Origin of the sequence: Paraburkholderia nodosa (assembly GCF_001718195.1) — a bacterium.
GTDB lineage: Bacteria > Pseudomonadota > Gammaproteobacteria > Burkholderiales > Burkholderiaceae > Paraburkholderia > Paraburkholderia nodosa_A.
Genome location: NZ_MCNV01000033.1, coordinates 52,529 through 69,049 on the forward strand (window position 1 = coordinate 52,529; position 16,521 = coordinate 69,049).

General features: G+C 64.9%; 17 protein-coding genes. 4 read left to right on the forward strand and 13 right to left on the reverse strand.

Features of this window, described 5'->3' with window-relative positions; translation table 11 throughout:
• Positions 1-19: 19 nt before the first annotated feature.
• The gene (locus tag BFD71_RS34090) at positions 20-637 is read right to left on the reverse strand and encodes an HAD family hydrolase (RefSeq protein ID WP_069268627.1); all 618 of its coding nucleotides are present in this window, start codon (positions 635-637) and stop codon (positions 20-22) included.
• Positions 638-792: 155 nt separating this feature from the next.
• On the opposite strand from BFD71_RS34090, the gene BFD71_RS34095 reads away from it, so the two are divergent.
• The gene (locus tag BFD71_RS34095; RefSeq protein WP_069268628.1) at positions 793-1,053 is read left to right on the forward strand and encodes a hypothetical protein; all 261 of its coding nucleotides are present in this window, start codon (positions 793-795) and stop codon (positions 1,051-1,053) included.
• 18 nt (positions 1,054-1,071) lie between these two features.
• On the opposite strand, the gene BFD71_RS34100 is transcribed toward BFD71_RS34095, so the two are convergent.
• Positions 1,072-2,034, reverse strand: coding sequence for a LysR substrate-binding domain-containing protein (locus BFD71_RS34100; RefSeq protein ID WP_069268629.1), 963 nt, complete (start codon positions 2,032-2,034; stop codon positions 1,072-1,074).
• A gap of 16 nt (positions 2,035-2,050) precedes the next feature.
• On the reverse strand, positions 2,051-3,130 hold the full coding sequence (locus BFD71_RS34105) for a tartrate dehydrogenase (RefSeq protein WP_069268630.1): 1,080 nt from the start codon (positions 3,128-3,130) through the stop codon (positions 2,051-2,053).
• A gap of 253 nt (positions 3,131-3,383) precedes the next feature.
• Between BFD71_RS34105 and BFD71_RS34110 the strand changes: the two genes are divergently transcribed.
• Positions 3,384-3,881, forward strand: a complete 498-nt coding sequence (locus BFD71_RS34110) for a GAF domain-containing protein (RefSeq protein WP_069268631.1) — start codon at positions 3,384-3,386, stop codon at positions 3,879-3,881.
• A gap of 43 nt (positions 3,882-3,924) precedes the next feature.
• Here BFD71_RS34110 and BFD71_RS34115 read toward each other — a convergent pair whose 3' ends face one another.
• The 9 genes from BFD71_RS34115 to msuE form a co-directional block, all read right to left on the reverse strand.
• Positions 3,925-4,836: a LysR family transcriptional regulator gene (locus BFD71_RS34115; protein ID WP_069268649.1), complete on the reverse strand. Its 912-nt coding sequence runs from the start codon at positions 4,834-4,836 to the stop codon at positions 3,925-3,927.
• Between the two features lie 150 nt (positions 4,837-4,986).
• Positions 4,987-5,907: an aldo/keto reductase family oxidoreductase gene (locus tag BFD71_RS34120; RefSeq protein WP_069268632.1), complete on the reverse strand. Its 921-nt coding sequence runs from the start codon at positions 5,905-5,907 to the stop codon at positions 4,987-4,989.
• 175 nt (positions 5,908-6,082) lie between these two features.
• Positions 6,083-6,883 (reverse strand): ABC transporter ATP-binding protein, encoded by an 801-nt coding sequence (locus BFD71_RS34125; RefSeq protein WP_069268633.1) that lies wholly within the window; start codon positions 6,881-6,883, stop codon positions 6,083-6,085.
• 1 nt (position 6,884) lies between these two features.
• The gene (locus tag BFD71_RS34130; RefSeq protein ID WP_083245626.1) at positions 6,885-8,249 is read right to left on the reverse strand and encodes an ABC transporter substrate-binding protein; all 1,365 of its coding nucleotides are present in this window, start codon (positions 8,247-8,249) and stop codon (positions 6,885-6,887) included.
• A gap of 54 nt (positions 8,250-8,303) precedes the next feature.
• The gene (locus tag BFD71_RS34135) at positions 8,304-9,338 is read right to left on the reverse strand and encodes a branched-chain amino acid ABC transporter permease (RefSeq protein ID WP_069268635.1); all 1,035 of its coding nucleotides are present in this window, start codon (positions 9,336-9,338) and stop codon (positions 8,304-8,306) included.
• Positions 9,339-9,348: 10 nt separating this feature from the next.
• Positions 9,349-10,230: a branched-chain amino acid ABC transporter permease gene (locus BFD71_RS34140; RefSeq protein ID WP_069268636.1), complete on the reverse strand. Its 882-nt coding sequence runs from the start codon at positions 10,228-10,230 to the stop codon at positions 9,349-9,351.
• Between the two features lie 11 nt (positions 10,231-10,241).
• A complete protein-coding gene (locus tag BFD71_RS34145; protein WP_069268637.1) occupies positions 10,242-11,021 on the reverse strand; it encodes an ABC transporter ATP-binding protein in 780 nt (259 codons plus the stop codon).
• A 99-nt stretch (positions 11,022-11,120) separates the two neighbouring features.
• Positions 11,121-12,224, reverse strand: coding sequence for a dimethylsulfone monooxygenase SfnG (sfnG, locus tag BFD71_RS34150; RefSeq protein WP_069268638.1), 1,104 nt, complete (start codon positions 12,222-12,224; stop codon positions 11,121-11,123).
• Between the two features lie 26 nt (positions 12,225-12,250).
• Complete coding sequence (gene msuE / locus BFD71_RS34155) at positions 12,251-12,820, reverse strand: FMN reductase (RefSeq protein WP_069268639.1); 570 nt, start codon at positions 12,818-12,820, stop codon at positions 12,251-12,253.
• 436 nt (positions 12,821-13,256) lie between these two features.
• Here msuE and BFD71_RS34160 point away from each other — a divergent pair, with 436 nt between their 5' ends.
• A complete protein-coding gene (locus tag BFD71_RS34160; RefSeq protein WP_083245627.1) occupies positions 13,257-14,483 on the forward strand; it encodes an acyl-CoA dehydrogenase family protein in 1,227 nt (408 codons plus the stop codon).
• Entirely contained in the window at positions 14,480-15,586 is a 1,107-nt protein-coding gene (locus BFD71_RS34165; RefSeq protein WP_069268640.1) for a sigma-54 interaction domain-containing protein, read from the forward strand. Before BFD71_RS34160 ends, BFD71_RS34165 begins: the two co-directional genes overlap by 4 nt.
• A gap of 36 nt (positions 15,587-15,622) precedes the next feature.
• Here BFD71_RS34165 and BFD71_RS34170 read toward each other — a convergent pair.
• Positions 15,623-16,521 (reverse strand): acyl-CoA dehydrogenase family protein (locus BFD71_RS34170; protein WP_069268641.1); only part of this gene is annotated, 899 nt, incomplete at its 5' end.

A 16,521-nucleotide genomic window follows, 5' to 3' on the forward strand; every position in this document is an offset into this window, starting at 1 on the left:
CGCCCGTGCGGCACGGCCATCAAGCGTCGATCAGCCCGAGCCGAGCCAGGTCGCTCTCGAGCGATTCGGTTTCGACGAAGTGGCATGCCTGCAACCCCGCGTCGAGCGCGCCCGTGACGTTCGCTTCGCTGTCGTCGATGAAGAGCGTTTCCTGGGGCTGCGCGCCGAGCTGTGCAACGCAGCCCAGGTAGGTCTGCGCGGCCGGCTTGACCGCGCCGAACGTCGCCGACGAATAGACCTGTGAACCGAAAAGCCGCGCAACGGGCGGATTCAGATAGTCGAGGTGATGCGTGACGAGCGAGCAGTTGTTGGTCAACACGGCGATGCGGCAACGCGCGGCTACACGCTGTGCCAGCGCGAGCGCCGCCTCGTTCGGCGTGATCGACGCGCGCCTCGCCGCGAGCCACACGTCGCGGCCCACCTCACAGCCGAGCATTGCGCCCAGTGCGCGCAGATAAGCGTCGGGGTCGATTTCGCCCGCGTCGGCGCGCGCTTCGAGACCCGAGCCCCAGATCGCGTGACGCACCGCTGCAGGCGGCGCGCCGGTGGCGGCCGCGAGGCTCGCCACGCGCGCGTCGCGATCGTAGTGGGACAGCACGCCTTCCATGTCGAACAGGACTACGCCGATCGCCGCCATCTGCCGCTCCCGCCACGATATTTCGCACTGCGGTCCCGCCACATCCGCAGCCGATCATACCGCCGGCCGGCGCCAGGCGGCGCACGAATGGCACTCGTGAGGCGCGCTGATCGCGCCCCTAAAACCACCCATCGATTTTGGGTAAACTGGGACGCATGGACACCTGCCGTTACTGCGGAAAACTGCGCGACGAATGGGATTGCCACGGGCCAGCGTGCCGCCAGGCGATCGCGCAGGCGCTGCACCGCCAGCGCAAGGGACTGCCGATGGTCGCGAACGTGATCCGCAACGAAATCCCCGCCGACGCCACCACCGGCCAGATCATCACCGTGCTTTCGCGCCAGCGCCAGCGTGCGAGGCGCGGCAACGAGGAACGACGCGAGCGCAAGGCGCTCGATCTCCCCGAGAGCGAGTAAGGCTCCCGCCGAACCCGGTCAGCGCCCGCTCTCGTCCTCGTTTGCCGGCGCCGCAATGCCGATGCGCGCGAACGTTTCCTCCAGATGATTGACGCACACGCGGACCTTCGCGGACTGCGCGAGGCGCGCCGGGTACACGGCCCAGACATTGGCCGGCTGCGTGACGCCGGGCAGCACGCGCTGCAGGCGCCCGCTCTCCAGCAGTGGCGCAACATCCCACATCGAGCGCAGCACGATGCCGCGGCCCGCCAGCGCCCACTGCACGGCCACCTCGCCGTGATTGGTCGAGAGCGGCCCGGCTACCTTCACCGAAACCGTCTCGCCATGCCTGGTCAGGCGCCAAACGCCGAACGGATGATCGCGCTCCTTGATCGCGAGACACGCGTGTTCGGCGAGATCGGCGACCTCCTGTGGCGCGCCGCGCCGCGCGAGATACGCGGGCGCTGCGCAAAGCACGCGATAGTTCGTGGCGAGACGGCGCGCGATCAGATGGCCGGCGATCTCGTCGCCGATACGCACGTCGAGATCGAAACCCTCTCCCGCCACGTCGACGAGCCGGTCGAACAGTTCGAGGCGCACGCTCAGTTGCGGATACCGCTCGGAAAGCCCGGCGAGCGCGGGCGCGACGAAGTTGCGGCCAAAGCCGAAGCTGCTCGACACGCGCAGCGTGCCGCGCGGAATGCGCCGCGTAGTGGAGACGTCGTCCACGAGGCGCTCGACGTCGTCTAGGATCTTGCCCGCCGACGCATAGACGCGCTCGCCCGCCTCGGTCATCGCGACGCGCCGCGTCGAGCGGTGCAACAGGCGCGTGCCGAGACGCGCCTCGAGCACGCCCACGCGCTTGCTCACATAGGCCGGCGACGCCGCAAGCGCTTCGGCCGCCGCGGTGAAGCTCGCTTTGCGCGCGACCATGCAGAACACGCGCAGGTCGTCGAGCTCCGGCGACGCGACAGATTTCGGCGCTTTCGGTGCGTCCGGCATAGGCGTCACCGCGGCGTCACAGCGCGGCGGCTACCGCTTCGCCCAGCGCAGTCGTGTTCGCCGTGCCGCCCATGTCGGGCGTGCGCGGGCCTTCCACCAGCACCTTCTCGATGGCCTGCATGATCGCGTCGTGCGCGGCCTTGTATTGCGCGTCGCCGTTGCCGAGGAAGTCGAGCATCATCGCGCCCGACCAGATCATCGCGATGGGGTTGGCGATCTGCTTGCCGAAGATGTCGGGCGCCGAGCCGTGCACCGGCTCGAACAGCGAGGGGAACTTGCGCTCGGGATTCAGATTGGCCGAAGCCGCCAGACCGATCGTGCCCGTGCATGCGGGGCCGAGGTCCGAAAGGATGTCGCCGAAGAGGTTCGAGGCGACGACCACGTCGAAGCGGTCCGGCTGCAGCACGAAACGCGCGCACAGAATGTCGATGTGCTGCTTGTCCCACTTCACGTCGGGATACGCCTCGCCCATCGCCGCCACGCGCTCGTCCCAGTACGGCATGCTGATCGAGATGCCGTTCGATTTGGTGGCTGCCGTGAGTTTCTTGCGGCCGCGCTCGTTCGCGAGTTCGAACGCGTACTTGAGAATGCGGTCCACGCCGTGGCGCGTGAACACCGACTCCTGCAGCACGAACTCGCGCTCGGTGCCTTCGAACATCTTGCCGCCCACCGAGCTGTACTCGCCCTCGGTGTTCTCGCGCACGACGAGAAAGTCGATGTCGCCGGGCTTACGGTTGGCGAGCGGACACGGCACGCCGGGCAGCAGACGCACCGGGCGCAGGTTGACGTACTGGTCGAACTCGCGGCGGAACTTCAGGAGCGAGCCCCACAGGGAAATGTGATCGGGCACCTTGTCGGGCCAGCCGACCGCGCCGAAATAGATCGCGTCGAAGCCCTTGAGCGTGGCGAACCAGTCGTCGGGCATCATCTTGCCGTGCTGCAGGTAGTAATCGCAGCTTGCCCAGTCGAAATGGCTGATTTCGAGCTTCAGGCCGAACTTCGCGGCCGCCGCCTCGACCACGCGCACGCCCTCGGGCATTACTTCCTGGCCGATACCGTCGCCGGCGATGGCGGCGATCTTGAATGTCTTGCTCATGTCGCGTTCTCCGTTTCTGTGTTGATTCTGTGCTGATGCGCCAGCATGCCCGAAAAACCGCCGGCAACCAGCCCCGCAGGCGTGGACAGATTCAACACGAAACGTGAATAATCGCACGAGGGCGCGCTACCGTCCATGGATACGCCATATTCAGCGCCCGCCGATTGCCTGCCGATAGCCGATCTCGCCTAGAATCTCGTTTGGCTCCACCGCGCCTTTCGCTGGAACGGCGCATATCCAGATCGACCGACTTATGTTCTCGCTTTCCGACACCCTTCCCTCCGACAAACCCGCCCTCTACGAATCGCTGGCTGCGCAGGCGCGCTCGCTGATCGAAGGCGAAACCGACGTCATCGCGAACGCCGCGAACTTCGCTTCGCTCGTGTTTCATTCGCTCGAAGGCCTGAACTGGGCGGGCTTTTACTCGTTCGACGGCACCGAGCTCGTGGTCGGTCCGTTCCAGGGCAAACCGGCGTGCGTGCGCATTCCCCTGGGCAAGGGCGTATGTGGCACGGCGGCGGCCACGCGGCAAACGCAAGTCGTGCCCGATGTGCACGCGTTCGCGGGCCACATTGCGTGCGATTCGGCTTCGCAGTCGGAAATCGTCGTGCCCCTCGTCACGCCGGACGGCGAGCTGATCGGCGTATGGGACGTGGACAGTCCGCATCTCGCGCGCTTCGACGAAGAGGACGCGAAAGGCATGGAGTTGCTGTGCCGCACGTTCATCGAATACGGCATGAAGCGTCGCTGAGCGCTGTTGTTACGCGCCCTTATACTGGGCGCTCGACGCGTACTCAGGATGCCGAATCGTCTGACGCATTCGCCTTGACGAAGTCGACGAACGCGCGCAGCGGCGCCGGCAGGTGCCGCCGCCCAGGGTAGTAGAGAAACGGCCCCGGAAACGACACATCCCAGTCGTCGAGCAGGCGCACGAGCGCGCCGCTGCGGATATGCGGCAGCAACATCTCTTCGAACAGATACACGATGCCGACGCCGTCGAGCGCCATGTTGATCAGCAGGTCGAGCGCTGCGCCAGGACGCACGACGAGCACCGTGTGCGGGTCAAGGCGCAGCACTTCGCCGTCCCGCTCGAAATGCCAGAGCGGCATCGCGCCGCCCGCAAACTGCACGCGCAGGCAAGCGTGGTCGAGCAGTTCGCGTGGATGTTCAGGCCGCCCCCGCGCCGCGAGATACGCGGGAGAAGCGACCGTCGCGAAGCGCTCCACGCGCGGACCGATGGGAATCGCGATCATGTCCTGCTCCAGCCGCTCGTCGTAGCGAATACCGGCGTCGCAGCCGATCTGCAGCACGTCGACGAAGCCGTCCTCCACCACCACCTCGACGCGGATCTCGGGATACTCGCGTTGGAACGGCGCGAGCACGCCCGGCAGGATGGTGCGCGCCGCGCTCGCGGGCACGTTGAGCTTGAGCGTGCCCGCCGGCTTTTCGCGGTAGCCGTTGAGCACGTCGAGCGCCGCTTCCATCTCGCTGAAAAGCGGCGTGATCGATTCGAGCAGACGCTGCCCTGCCTCGGTCGGCGCGACGCTGCGCGTGGTGCGGTTCAACAGGCGGAGCCCGAGCTTCGCCTCCAGCCTGCGCACCGCGGCACTCAGGCTCGACGCCGAAACGCCGCCCACGCGCGCCGCGTCGCGAAAGCCGCCCGCACGCGCCACCGAAACGAAAGCGGCCAGATCGTTCATTTCCATCGGCATGGTTCACCCCGCACTGTTCGATTTCCCGCACAGCCTATTCTGATCAGATGGGATTATCGGACAATTCGAACGCGCCCATACATACAACGTTCCCGGCTACAGGCCACGCCGTAGACATTCTCCTGTGCGCCTGCGGCGATCGATTCATGCGATTGTTTTCTGCCCTTTACCAATCGCGTCCAGTTGCGCCAGTACCTCACCGGAGAGCTCAAGCGTCTGCGCTGTCATGTTCTCGCGTAGATGCGCCAGCGACGATGTCCCCGGAATCAAAAGAATATTTGGCGACCGGTGCAGAAGCCACGCTAGCGCAACGGCCATCGGCGTGGCCTCGAGCATTCTTGCGATGTCTGACAGCGCTGAGGACTGAATCGGCGTGAAACCGCCCAGCGGGAAGAACGGCACATAGGCGATACCGCGTGCCGCCAGCGCATCGATCAACCCATCGTCGTCGCGGTGCACCAGGTTGTAGTGGTTCTGGACACAGACTATCGGTGCGATCTTTTCTGCATCGTCGATCTGCTTCGCTGTCGCGTTGGAGATGCCGATGTGGCGCACGAGCCCACGCTCGCGCAGTGCGGCGAGCGCTTCCATTTCCCGTTCGACGGAGCCTTCGGCGGGCTTGTGGACGTCGCCCATGATGCGCAGATTGACCACGTCGAGCGTGTCGAGTCCCAGATTGCGCAGATTGTCGTGCACGGCGCGCTCGATGTCGGAGGGCTCCAGCGCGGGCAGCCAGGCGCCCGTGCCGTCGCGCACCGCGCCCACCTTGGTGACGATCGTGAGATCGTCGGCATAGGGATGGAGCGCCTCGCAGATGATCTGGTTCGTCACGTGCGGGCCATAGAAGTCGCTCGTGTCGAGATGGTTTACGCCGAGTGCGAGCACCTCGCGCAGCACAGCCACGGCAGCCGCGCGGTCCTTCGGCGGGCCGAATACGCCGGGGCCGGCAAGTTGCATGGCCCCGTAGCCCACACGGTTGACGGTGCGGCCGGCGAATGGGAACGTGCGCGCGGGTTGTGCGCGTTGTTTGGTCTGGGCGGGGGAATGGTTGGACGGCTGCGGCATGTCGTGCTCCTCGTGAACGGATGGCGCCAGTATGGGCGCTGCCGCGCCGTTCGATAATTCCATCAGGTTCGCACGGGGTGTTCGAAATTTTGCACAATAAGATGACGGGCTATGGGAATTGAACGACACCCGAGCCGGGTACTTCCGCGTTTCCACACCATCGCTTGGGCACATATCAGCCAGTCAAAGCCTGTCTCGCGCGCCCGGAGCGGCGCGCAATGTAATCGACCGCTGCGCCGCCAAGGTATGCGTCGTGCAGCACGTCGAGGCGCGCGAGCTCGGCTGCCGATCCGTGTGCAACCACGCGACCGCCTTCGAGTACATAGCCATGCTTTGCATAACGCAGTGCCATCGTCGCGTTCTGCTCCGCGAGCAGAAAACTGACCCCCTCGTCGCGGTTGAGCGCCGCGACGATCTCGAAAATTTCCTCGACGACCATCGGCGCAAGCCCCATTGAAGGCTCGTCGAGCAGCACGAGCGAAGGACGCGCCATCAGCGCACGGCCGATCGCCACCATCTGCTGCTCGCCACCCGACGTCAATCCCGCCAGCGACTGGCGCTTGACCTTCAGACGCGGAAAGATCCCGTAGATCCGCTCGAGATGGGCCTCGATCTCAGCCCGTCGCGGCCGCCTGGCGAACGATCCGATCCGCAGGTTTTCCTCGACTGACAGGTGCGCAAAGCAGCGCCGCCCTTCAAGCACCTGGACAAGTCCGCGCTCGACCAGTGTCCACGGCTCGACGCGCGCGACATCGTCGCCGCGATAGACGATGCGACCGCCCGTCAGTTCGCCACGCTCCGCGCGTACGAGGTTCGAGATCGCCCTGAGCGTGGTCGTTTTGCCCGCGCCGTTGCCGCCGAGCAGCGCGACGATCTCGCCCTCGGGCACCGCCAGCGACACCCCGCGCAAGGCGGGGATGATCTGGCTATAGGTCACGGCGATCTCGTCGACCTGCAGGATCGGAGTGCTCGTCATGTTAGAGGTCCTTGCTGCAATCGCGTGGCGTAATGCCCTTTTCCTTCGCGTACGACAGCGCAGACTTCTCGATGATCGGACGTAGCAGCTCGCGGTCCGCCTGCACCCAGTTGCTGATCACGTTCCATTTCCGGCCGTCCCATTGCTGGAAGCGCACGGCACCGCCGCCTTCGTGGTCCGCGCAGGTCAATTTGAGCGGCTGCACGAGGCCGAGTGCGCCGAGTTGCTTGAGGCGCGCATCGTCCAGATCCAGATGCTCGAAGCCCCAGCGCACCTGCTCGCCCGTGAGCGGCTTGTTGCCGAACTTGCGCTGCGCAACGCGCACCGCCTCGACGTTGAGAATACCGTTCACCACGCCCAGGTTGTAGTAGACGGTGCCAAAGCGCGCCGGGTCCTTGAGGTTGCCGTTGCCGGGCTTCACCACGTACTGGTTGATCGCCTGCAGCACCGGGTAGTCCGTGCCCGAGGGGTGCGTCGTGATCGAGATGAAGCCCTTTGCCGCATCACCTGCGGGCCGGACGTCTTCCTCGGAGTTGCTCCAGATGTTGCCGATGATGTGATCGACCGGATAGCCGACCTTCTGCGCGGTCTTGATCGCTACTGGATTCATCACACCCCAGCCGCGCAAGATCACCCAGTCGGGATTGATCTGGTGAATCTTCAGCCACTGCGAACCCTGTTCGTTGCCAGGATGCGGCACTTCGATCTGGGTCACGTCGAAGCCATATTTCTTCGCGAGCAGATCGACCACAGGAATCGTTTCGCGGCCGTACGGCGAACCGTGATATAGCACGACAATCTTCTTGCCCTTGAGCGCGGCGAGACCGCCCGAGCGCTGCCCGATGTAGTTGACGATCGCGGAGACCTCGCTGTACGGATTCAGCTGCAGCGGGAACACATAGGGAAACACTGCGCCGTCAGTCGAATCGGTGCGGCCGTGGTTGATCGTGATGAGCGGAATCTTGTCGGCCGTCGAACGGTCGAGCGTCGCGTAAGCGATACCGACCGACAACGGGTTCGTAGCCGCGGTCGGCGCACCGTCGGGGCCGCCGCTCTTCAGGCGCTCATAGCATTCGACGCCCTTCTCCACCACGTACTCGGTCTCGCACTCCTTCCACACGAGCTTGACGCCGTTCACGCCCCCGTCGCGCGCGTTGATCAACTGCAGATAGTCGATGAAGCCGCCGAAGAAGCCGCTGCCACCGGCTGCGTAGGGGCCGACCCGGTAGCTTTGCAGCGGAAAATACTCCTCACCCGCCGCATGCACCTGAGGCAACGCGCCAACGGTGAGCGCAAGCGCGGCCACGAAAGCCGAGGACCACTGTCGCCACTTGGCGCGAGAGGGATGAATATCATTATTTCGCATAACAAAATATTCCTTGAACGATAAAAGAAACAATAAGGCAGGGAGATTAACGGCTCAGGATTGCTTCGGCCGACGTTGACGGACGATCTGCACGAGTCTCGCGAGGCCTTCCGGTTCCTTGATCAGAAAGACGATGATCAGCGTGCCGAAGACGATCTTCTGCAGGTTCTGCACCTGGTCTGCGCCGATGCCCGCGTGGGCCAGCGCGCCAGCCGCGTTCGAAAGCAGGATCGGCAGTAAAACGATGAACGCCGCGCCAAGAAAGTTGCCCGAGATGCTGCTCATGCCGCCAATGATGATGATGAACAGCACCTGGAACGAAAGATTCAGGTTGAAGCCGTCCGGCTCGATCGTGCCGAGATACGCGAATGCCCACAGCGCGCCTGCGATGCCGAGCACGAAGGAACTCAGCGCGAAGGCCAGCAGCTTGCTGCGCCCCACCGGAATGCCGATCACGCGCGCGGCGGCTTCCATGTCGCGTACAGCCATCCAGCGCCGGCCAAGTTCGCTGCGCACGAGGCTCGCGCCCAATGCGAACAGCAAGGTCGCGACGCCGAGCACGAACAGGTAGCGCGACACCGGCGTGTCGATGCGCCAGTGACCGATCGCGAGCTGCGGCGCGCTCAACACGCCGGACGTGTCGTAGTTCGAGAACCACCCCACGCGCGTGAACAGCCAGACCACGAAGAACTGGGCGGCCAGCGTCGAGACGATCAGGTAGAAGCCCTTGATACGCAGGCTCGGCAGTCCGAACAGCACGCCGGCCGCGGCGCTGACCAGGCCGCCGAGCAGCAGGTCGACCGGCAGCGGCAGCGCAGGCACACGTACGAGCAGGTTGTAGGTCGCATAGGCGCCGATCGACATGAACGCGGCCGAACCGAGCGACAACTGCCCCGCATAGCCGGTCAGGAAGTTCAGTCCGAGTCCGGCCACGGACAGGATCAGAAACGGCACGAGGATCGCGTTCAGCCAGTAGTCGTTCGCCGCGAGCGGCACGCCGGCAAACGCGACGAGCGCGCCCGCAAGCGGCACCGCCAGCCGGCGCAGGTTCAGCCGGCGCGGTTCGGCGAGGGGACGGGTCAATTCCATCAAGGTTTCCTCAAACGCGCTCGACGGCCGCCTCGCCGAACAGGCCGGACGGGCGCGCGAGCAGGAACAGCATTGCAAGCAGATAGGGGAACCAGTTCTCGATGCCGTCGCCGATCACGCTCCCGACATAAACCTCGGCCAGCTTCTCCGTTGCGCCGACCAGCAGCCCGCCGACGATCGCGCCGCCGATCGACGAGAAGCCGCCGATGATCAGCACCGGCAGAGCCTTGAGCACGACGAGCGAGAGCGAGAACTGCACGCCGAGCCGCGCGCCCCAGAGCAGACCCGCAACGAGGCCGACGAAGCCAGCCAGTGCCCAGACGATGGTCCAGACGCGCGGCAGCCGCACGCCGACCGCGAAGGCGGCGAGCGGATCGTCGGCCACGGCCCGCAGTGACAGGCCAAAACGCGAGCGCTTCGCGAGCTGCGACAGGGCAAGCACCAGCACGCCCGCCGTGGCGGCCGCGAACAGGTCGAAGCGGCTCACCATTACGCCGGCCAGATGCAGCGGCCTGTCGTCGATGCCGAGATCGAGCCCGTGCACCTGCGCGCCCCAGAACAGCTGCGCCGCGCCTTCGAGAATCAGGCTCAGACCGAGGGTGGCCATGAACAGCACGATCGGCGCGCGGTTGACGAGCGGGCGCAGCACGAAGCGGCCGGTTGCGATCGCGATCAGTACGAGCGCGGCGAGCGTCGCCCCGAACGACAGCCACGGGTTCCAGCCGCGCTCAACGAGGCTCACGTAAGTCAGCGCACCGAACAGCACGAGCGAGCCCTGCGCGAAGTTGAAGATGCCCGACGCCTTGTAGATCAGCACGAAGCCGATTGCGACCAGCGAATACATCACGCCGGCCAGCAGTCCGCCCACCAGCACCTCGAAAAAGAATTGCATTGCGCACCCTCTCAATGACGTGTGCCGAGATAGGCCGCCAGCACATCCGGGTTCGTGCGGACTTCGTTGGGCCTGCCGTCGGCAATCTTTTTTCCGTAGTCGAGCACGACCACGTGATCGGACAAGCCCATCACCACGCCGATGTCGTGCTCGATCAGGACGACCGTGACGCCCAGATGCTCGTTGGCATCGAGCACGTATCCGGCCATCGCGTGCTTCTCCTCGGTATTCATGCCGGCCATGGGCTCGTCGAGCAGCAGCAGGCGTGGTTCGGCAGCGAGCGCACGCGCCAGCTCGACCCGCTTCTGTAACCCGTAGGACAGGGTGCCCACCACGCTGTCGCGCCACGGCTGCAGATCCAGTGCTTCGATCACGCGCTCAGCGCGCTCGCGCTGCAAGGCTTCATCCCGTGCGGCACGGCCAACGTGCAGTGTCTGCTCGAGCCATGTACTACGGCGATGCAGGTTGCGCCCGGCCAGCACGTTGTCGAACACGCTCATGCGCCGGAACAGCGCGAGATTCTGGAACGTGCGTGCGATGCCGCGATGCGCGGCGTCGTGCGCGTCCATGCGCCGGTATGCATGGCCGTCGAAGCGCAGCGTACCGTGCTGCGGACGATAGACGCCGTTGATCACGTTCAGCAGCGAACTCTTGCCCGCGCCGTTCGGGCCGATCAACGCACAGATCTCGCCTGCAGCGACTTCGAAACTGATATCGGTAATGGCCTTGACGCCCCCGAACGACACGGAAATGCCGTCGAGCGCGAGCAGGGCCGTCGAGGCTTGCGTCATGCTGATTCACCCCTTGGGGTGCCGTTTCCCAGTTGTGTTCTTGTGTTTCGTGCGGGCGGGTCTGCTCGCGCGCCCGGCCCCGCCCCGCCGCCGCTTGCGTCAGGCGGCCTGCTTTTCGCGCTGCGCCTCGAGCTCGCGCACGAGCGGCAGCACCTTCTGGCCGAAATACTCGACTTCCTCGATGAAATGCAGGAAGCCGGTCAGCACCAGGTCGCCCCCGATCGACTTCAGTTCGACGATACGTTCGGCGATCTGCTGCGGCGTGCCGATCAGGTTCGTGCGGAAGCCGTCGTTGTACTGAACGAGATCCTCGAAGGTCGACTTGGCCCAGTTGCCCTCGCCTTCCGGCGACGCCTTGCCCGCCTCCTTGACCGCATCGCCGAACGCGTGCACCGCCTCGACGTGCGCATGCCTGATGATGTCGTCGAGCACGGCCTTCGCTTCCTCTTCGGTATCGCGCGCGATCACGAAGGCATTGACGCCGATACGCACCTGGTGATTGTTCTGCGCCGCCTTCGCACGGATATCGTCGATCTGGGCCTTGAGATTCTCGGGCGTGTTGCCGTTCGTGAAATACCAGTCCGATACGCTCGCCGCGTTGTCGCGCGCCGCGCGCGAGCTGCCGCCCTGGAAAATCTCGGGATGGGGCTTCTGCACCGGCTTCGGACTCAACGTGTAGTTGTTGAAGCGGTAGAAGTCGCCCTTGAACGTGAAGTTGTCCTCGGTCCAGATGCCCTTGAGCGCGCGGATGAACTCGTTCGAGCGGCGGTAACGCTCGTCGTGCTCGAGCCACGGTTCACCGATCGCGGTGAACTCGCCCTTGAACCAGCCGCTCACGACGTTGATCGCGATGCGGCCGTTCGAGATGTGGTCGATGGTGGCGATCTGCTTGGCGACCACTGCCGGATGCCACGGACCAGGAAGGATCGCTGCGAGCACCTTGAGCCTGGTGGTCGACTGCAGCAGCGCCTGGCTAAACGAGACCGACTCGTGCTGATACTCCGCGCCGTAGCCGGCCGTGAAGCGAATCTGGCTCAGAGCATATTCAAAGCCAGCACGCTCGGCGGTCTGCGCAAGACGCTGGTTGTACTCGAGGCTCCAGTCGGTGCGCTGCTCGATCGTGCTGACGACAAGGCCGCCGCTCACGTTGGGCACCCAGTAGGCGAACTTGAGGGCATCTCTGGTTTGGGAAGTCTGGCTCATTGAAGATTCCTTGAATGACTTTGGATTCAAACGGCGAGCGCCGCAGTAACGTTTTCCGCACGCGCACCGACGTACGGTGCCGCACGCTCTACAGCGAGTGCGATACGAGCGCGCAACGCGTCGCTTGCGATCTCGTAGCGATCGAAATCGCTTTCGGAGGCGTAGACGCCGATCGGCAGCGTGTGCGCCTGGAAGAAGCTGAAGAGCGGCCGCAACTGGTGATCGATCACGAGCGCATGACGCTCGCTGCCGCCCGTGGCGGCCAGCAGCACCGGAACATCGATCAGCGCCTCGTGGTGCACGAGATCGAACAGATGCTTGAAGAGGCCGGTATAGGAGGCGCGATACACCGGACTTGCCGCAATCACGAGGTCGGCTGTCTCGATCGCCCGGATGTGTTCTTCGATATCCGCCGGCACCTGCGCACGCGTGAGCGCACCGGAGAGCCGTCCGGCGATCTCGCCGAGATCGATCACGCGGATTTCGACAGGCAGCGCGGCTTCCAGCGCGGACAGCAGCGACTGCACCAGCGCCAGCGTGCGCGACGGCCGCTGCAAGCTGCCCGACACGGCCACGATCTTGTGTTTCTTGCTCATGAGGATTCCTTCGTGAAGCGGGACGTGCCTGATCGGTCCCGTCATGAGCTAAAGGCAAGGACTGTGCCAAATCGCGCGAACTGGCCACTTACAGCTGAACGGCTGACATAGCAGCAGTTTTCGTCATCGAGCGGCTTACCAGAAGGGGAAATGCACCTGATAAGCACATCCCGGCAGCACTCGGATCGATATGCCGACATGTGATGACGCACCGGCAACAGCGCTGCTTCTTCGTTGCTTCCCACGCAGCAGCACTGGTTCGTCACATGAATGGAAGTACTTAAGACGCATGGGTTCGCGTCTCGATGCTGCTAGCGCAGCAGCCTGATTAGGTTATGAGAAATCCTTGCTTCTCTCGAGTGCCAAAACCTTGAACACTGTGCTGATCCTGCAGCACGCATGCGCGTGCAGTGCTGCTTCACCCGATCACACTGCAATGGCATCCACTTCCCTATCGTTGCCGCTGGCCGACGCGCCGGAGGACATCCGGCCCATCCCGCAGGTCGAATCGCCATTGAGCGTCGCCCGGCGTCTTGCTGAACGCTTTGCGCGGACCGCAGCTGAGCGCGACGCGCGCGGCGGCACACCGAAGGCGGAACGCGACGCGCTGCGGGCGAGCGGCCTGCTCGCACTGAGCATCCCTGCGGTACATGGCGGCCTCGGTGCGGACTGGCGCACGACTCTCGACGTCGTGCGCGTGCTCGCGTGCGCCGACAGTTCACTCGCGCACGTGTTCGGATTCCATCACCTGATGCTGGCCACGGCCCGCCTGTTCGGCTCGCGGGAGCAATGGCAGGCGCTGTTCGAACAGACCTCGCGGCACCGGTGGTTCTGGGGCAATGCGCTCAATCCGCTCGACGAACGCACACTTGCGCATCCGCGCGGAGCGTGGCTCGAATTCAGCGGGCAAAAGAGCTTCTGCTCGGGCGCGCTCGACTCGGAAATGCTGATCGTCTCCGCGCGCCACGCCGAAACGCGTGCGTTTCTCGTAGCCGCCGTGCCAACCCAGCGAAGCGGCATCGCGATTGCAGACGACTGGAATAATTTCGGCCAACGCCAGACCGACAGCGGTTCGGTGACGTTCGAACGGGTCCGTGTCGAGCATCACGAGATCCTTTCGGACCCAGGACCGCTCTCGTCGCCGTTTGCATGTCTGAGGCCACTCATTGCGCAACTGATCCTGACGAACATCTATCTCGGCATTGGCGAGGCCGCGTTCGAGGACGCCCGTCACTACACCCTGAACGAAGCACGGCCCTGGCCCGCCGCGAAGGTCGCGAGCACCGGCGAGGACCCGTACATCCTGAGCCAGTACGGCGAGTTCTGGCTCGGACTGGAATCCGCCCGCGCGCTCGCGGACCGGGCCGCTGCAGGACTGGACAAGGCATGGTCGCGCGACACCGGCCTCACGGCGACCGAACGCGGCGAGGTGGCGCTGGCCATTGCCAGCGCGAAGGTCGCCGCCGCACAAACAGGCCTCGACATCTGTACGCGCATGTTCGATGTCGCCGGCGCCCGCGCGACCCATGGAGAGCTTCGGCTCGACCGCCACTGGCGCAACCTGCGCACCCATACGCTACACGATCCGCTCGCCTACAAGATCCGCGAGATCGGCGAATGGGCGCTCAACCGAACCTATCCTACGCCGAGCTTCTACTCATGAACCAACCGCTCTCCCACGCATGGCCCGATGATGCCGAAGCCAACGGCGATGTTTCTGTCCTCACGCTGCCGCACAGGCATTCGCTGACCACCTCGATCCGTGCACGCGCGCAGGTCTTCGTCGATCCCCGCTCGATCGAACTGCTTGAGCGGATCCAGCTGGTCGCGCCCAGCGACGCAAATATCCTGATCATCGGCGAGACCGGCACGGGCAAGGAACTGATCGCGCGCCACGTCCACAGCCTGAGCGGGCGGCGCGACAAGCCGTTTGTCGCGGTCAACTGCGGCGCGTTTTCTGAAACGCTGGTCGAAAGCGAGCTGTTCGGGCACGAGAAAGGCGCCTTCACCGGCGCGTTCAACGCCAAGCCGGGCTGGTTCGAGGCGGCCAACGGCGGCACGCTCTTCCTCGACGAGATCGGCGACCTGCCGCTGTCGATGCAGGTCAAGCTGCTGCGTGTGCTGCAGGAGCGCGAGGTCGTGCGGCTTGGTTCCCGGCGCGGTATTCCGATCGACGTGCGCGTGGTGGCGGCGACGAATGTTCACCTGCAGCACGCGGTGGCGGCAGGGCATTTCCGCAGCGACCTGTTCTACCGACTCAACGTCGTACAGCTCGCCATTCCGACGCTGCGCGAGCGCACCGGCGACATCCTTCCGCTCGCCCGCTACTTCATCGAGGACTACCGCGGCCGGCTCGGTTACGGGCCAGGCACGATCTCGCCGCGCGCCGAACAGAAGCTGCTCGCGTACAGCTGGCCGGGCAACATTCGCGAGCTTGAGAACGTGATTCATCACGCCCTGCTCGTGAGCCGCCACGACACCCTGCAGGACGGTGACCTGCACCTGTTCTCGTCGGGCATCACGGCCCCGGCTGGTGCGAGCGTGAGTGCGCCGAGCGGCCCGCACTACGCACTCGAATCGGCGTTGCTCGAACTGTTCAACGGCGAGCACGAGAATCTTTTCGAGCAGATCGAGGACATGGTCATGCGCACGGCGTTCGAGTACAGCCACCGCAACCAGATTCAGGCGGCGAAACTTCTCGGCATCAGCCGCAACGTGCTGCGCGCGCGGCTGATCAGGACGAAGGAAATCGCGGCCATCAAATAGCGGCGCCGTCCGCGAGACGGCACCGCACGTTCGTACTCAGGCCGCCTTCTGCCCCTTCGCGGGACCGGCTCCGATCGCCCAAACGTACGGCGGCTCGGTGCCGTTGATTTCGCGATCTCCCACGATGCGCTCCTTGAAGACGATCGGATTGTGCGAGGCAGCCGTGCGGGCGTTGCGCCAGTGGCGGTCGAGCCGCTTCTGCTCGCTCGTGCCCGATGCGCCAAGCGCGTTGAACAGCAGCGTGGTCGCGCGCAGCACGAGATCGGCAATCGCGCTCTGGCCGCGTGCGGAATCTAGTTCGGCATCGACGTTCGCCTCGTGCTCGGCCTGCTCATCGCCCCCGAAACGCGCCTCATACGCGCGTTGCGAAGCCTGCGCCGCGCGCACGGCTGTTGCCTCGGCGGCGAACACGAGCGACGAGACCTGGCCCACGACCTGCTGGACCTGCGGATCTTGCGCGAACGAAGGCGCATTGCCATGACTAAAGATGCGCCGGCGCGAACGCACCTCCTGCGAGATGTCGCGCAGCGCGGCGCGGCCCGTGCCCGCGAGCACGGCGAGCAGCACCAGCTGGTAGAACGCGGTCTGGTATTTGAAGCGCGTCGAAAAATCGATGATGTCGATCTCGTCCACCTCCGCGGCGACAAACGTGGTCGTGCCGCTGCCCGTCGTGCGCTGGCCAAAGCCATCCCAGTCGTCGTGATGTGTCACGCCGGGCTGCCTCGCGCGCACGGCCGCGATCACGTCTTCGCCCGTGTCGTCGCGGCGCGCAAACACGTCGATCCAGTCAGCGAAGATGCTGCCCGTGCTGTAGTACTTCTCTCCGTTCACCACCCAGCGTGCGCCATCACGTGACACGCGCGTGATCACGTCGCCGATCGCCACGCTGCCGACTTCGGTCCAGGCGTTTCCCACCAGTTCGCCGTCGACAAATC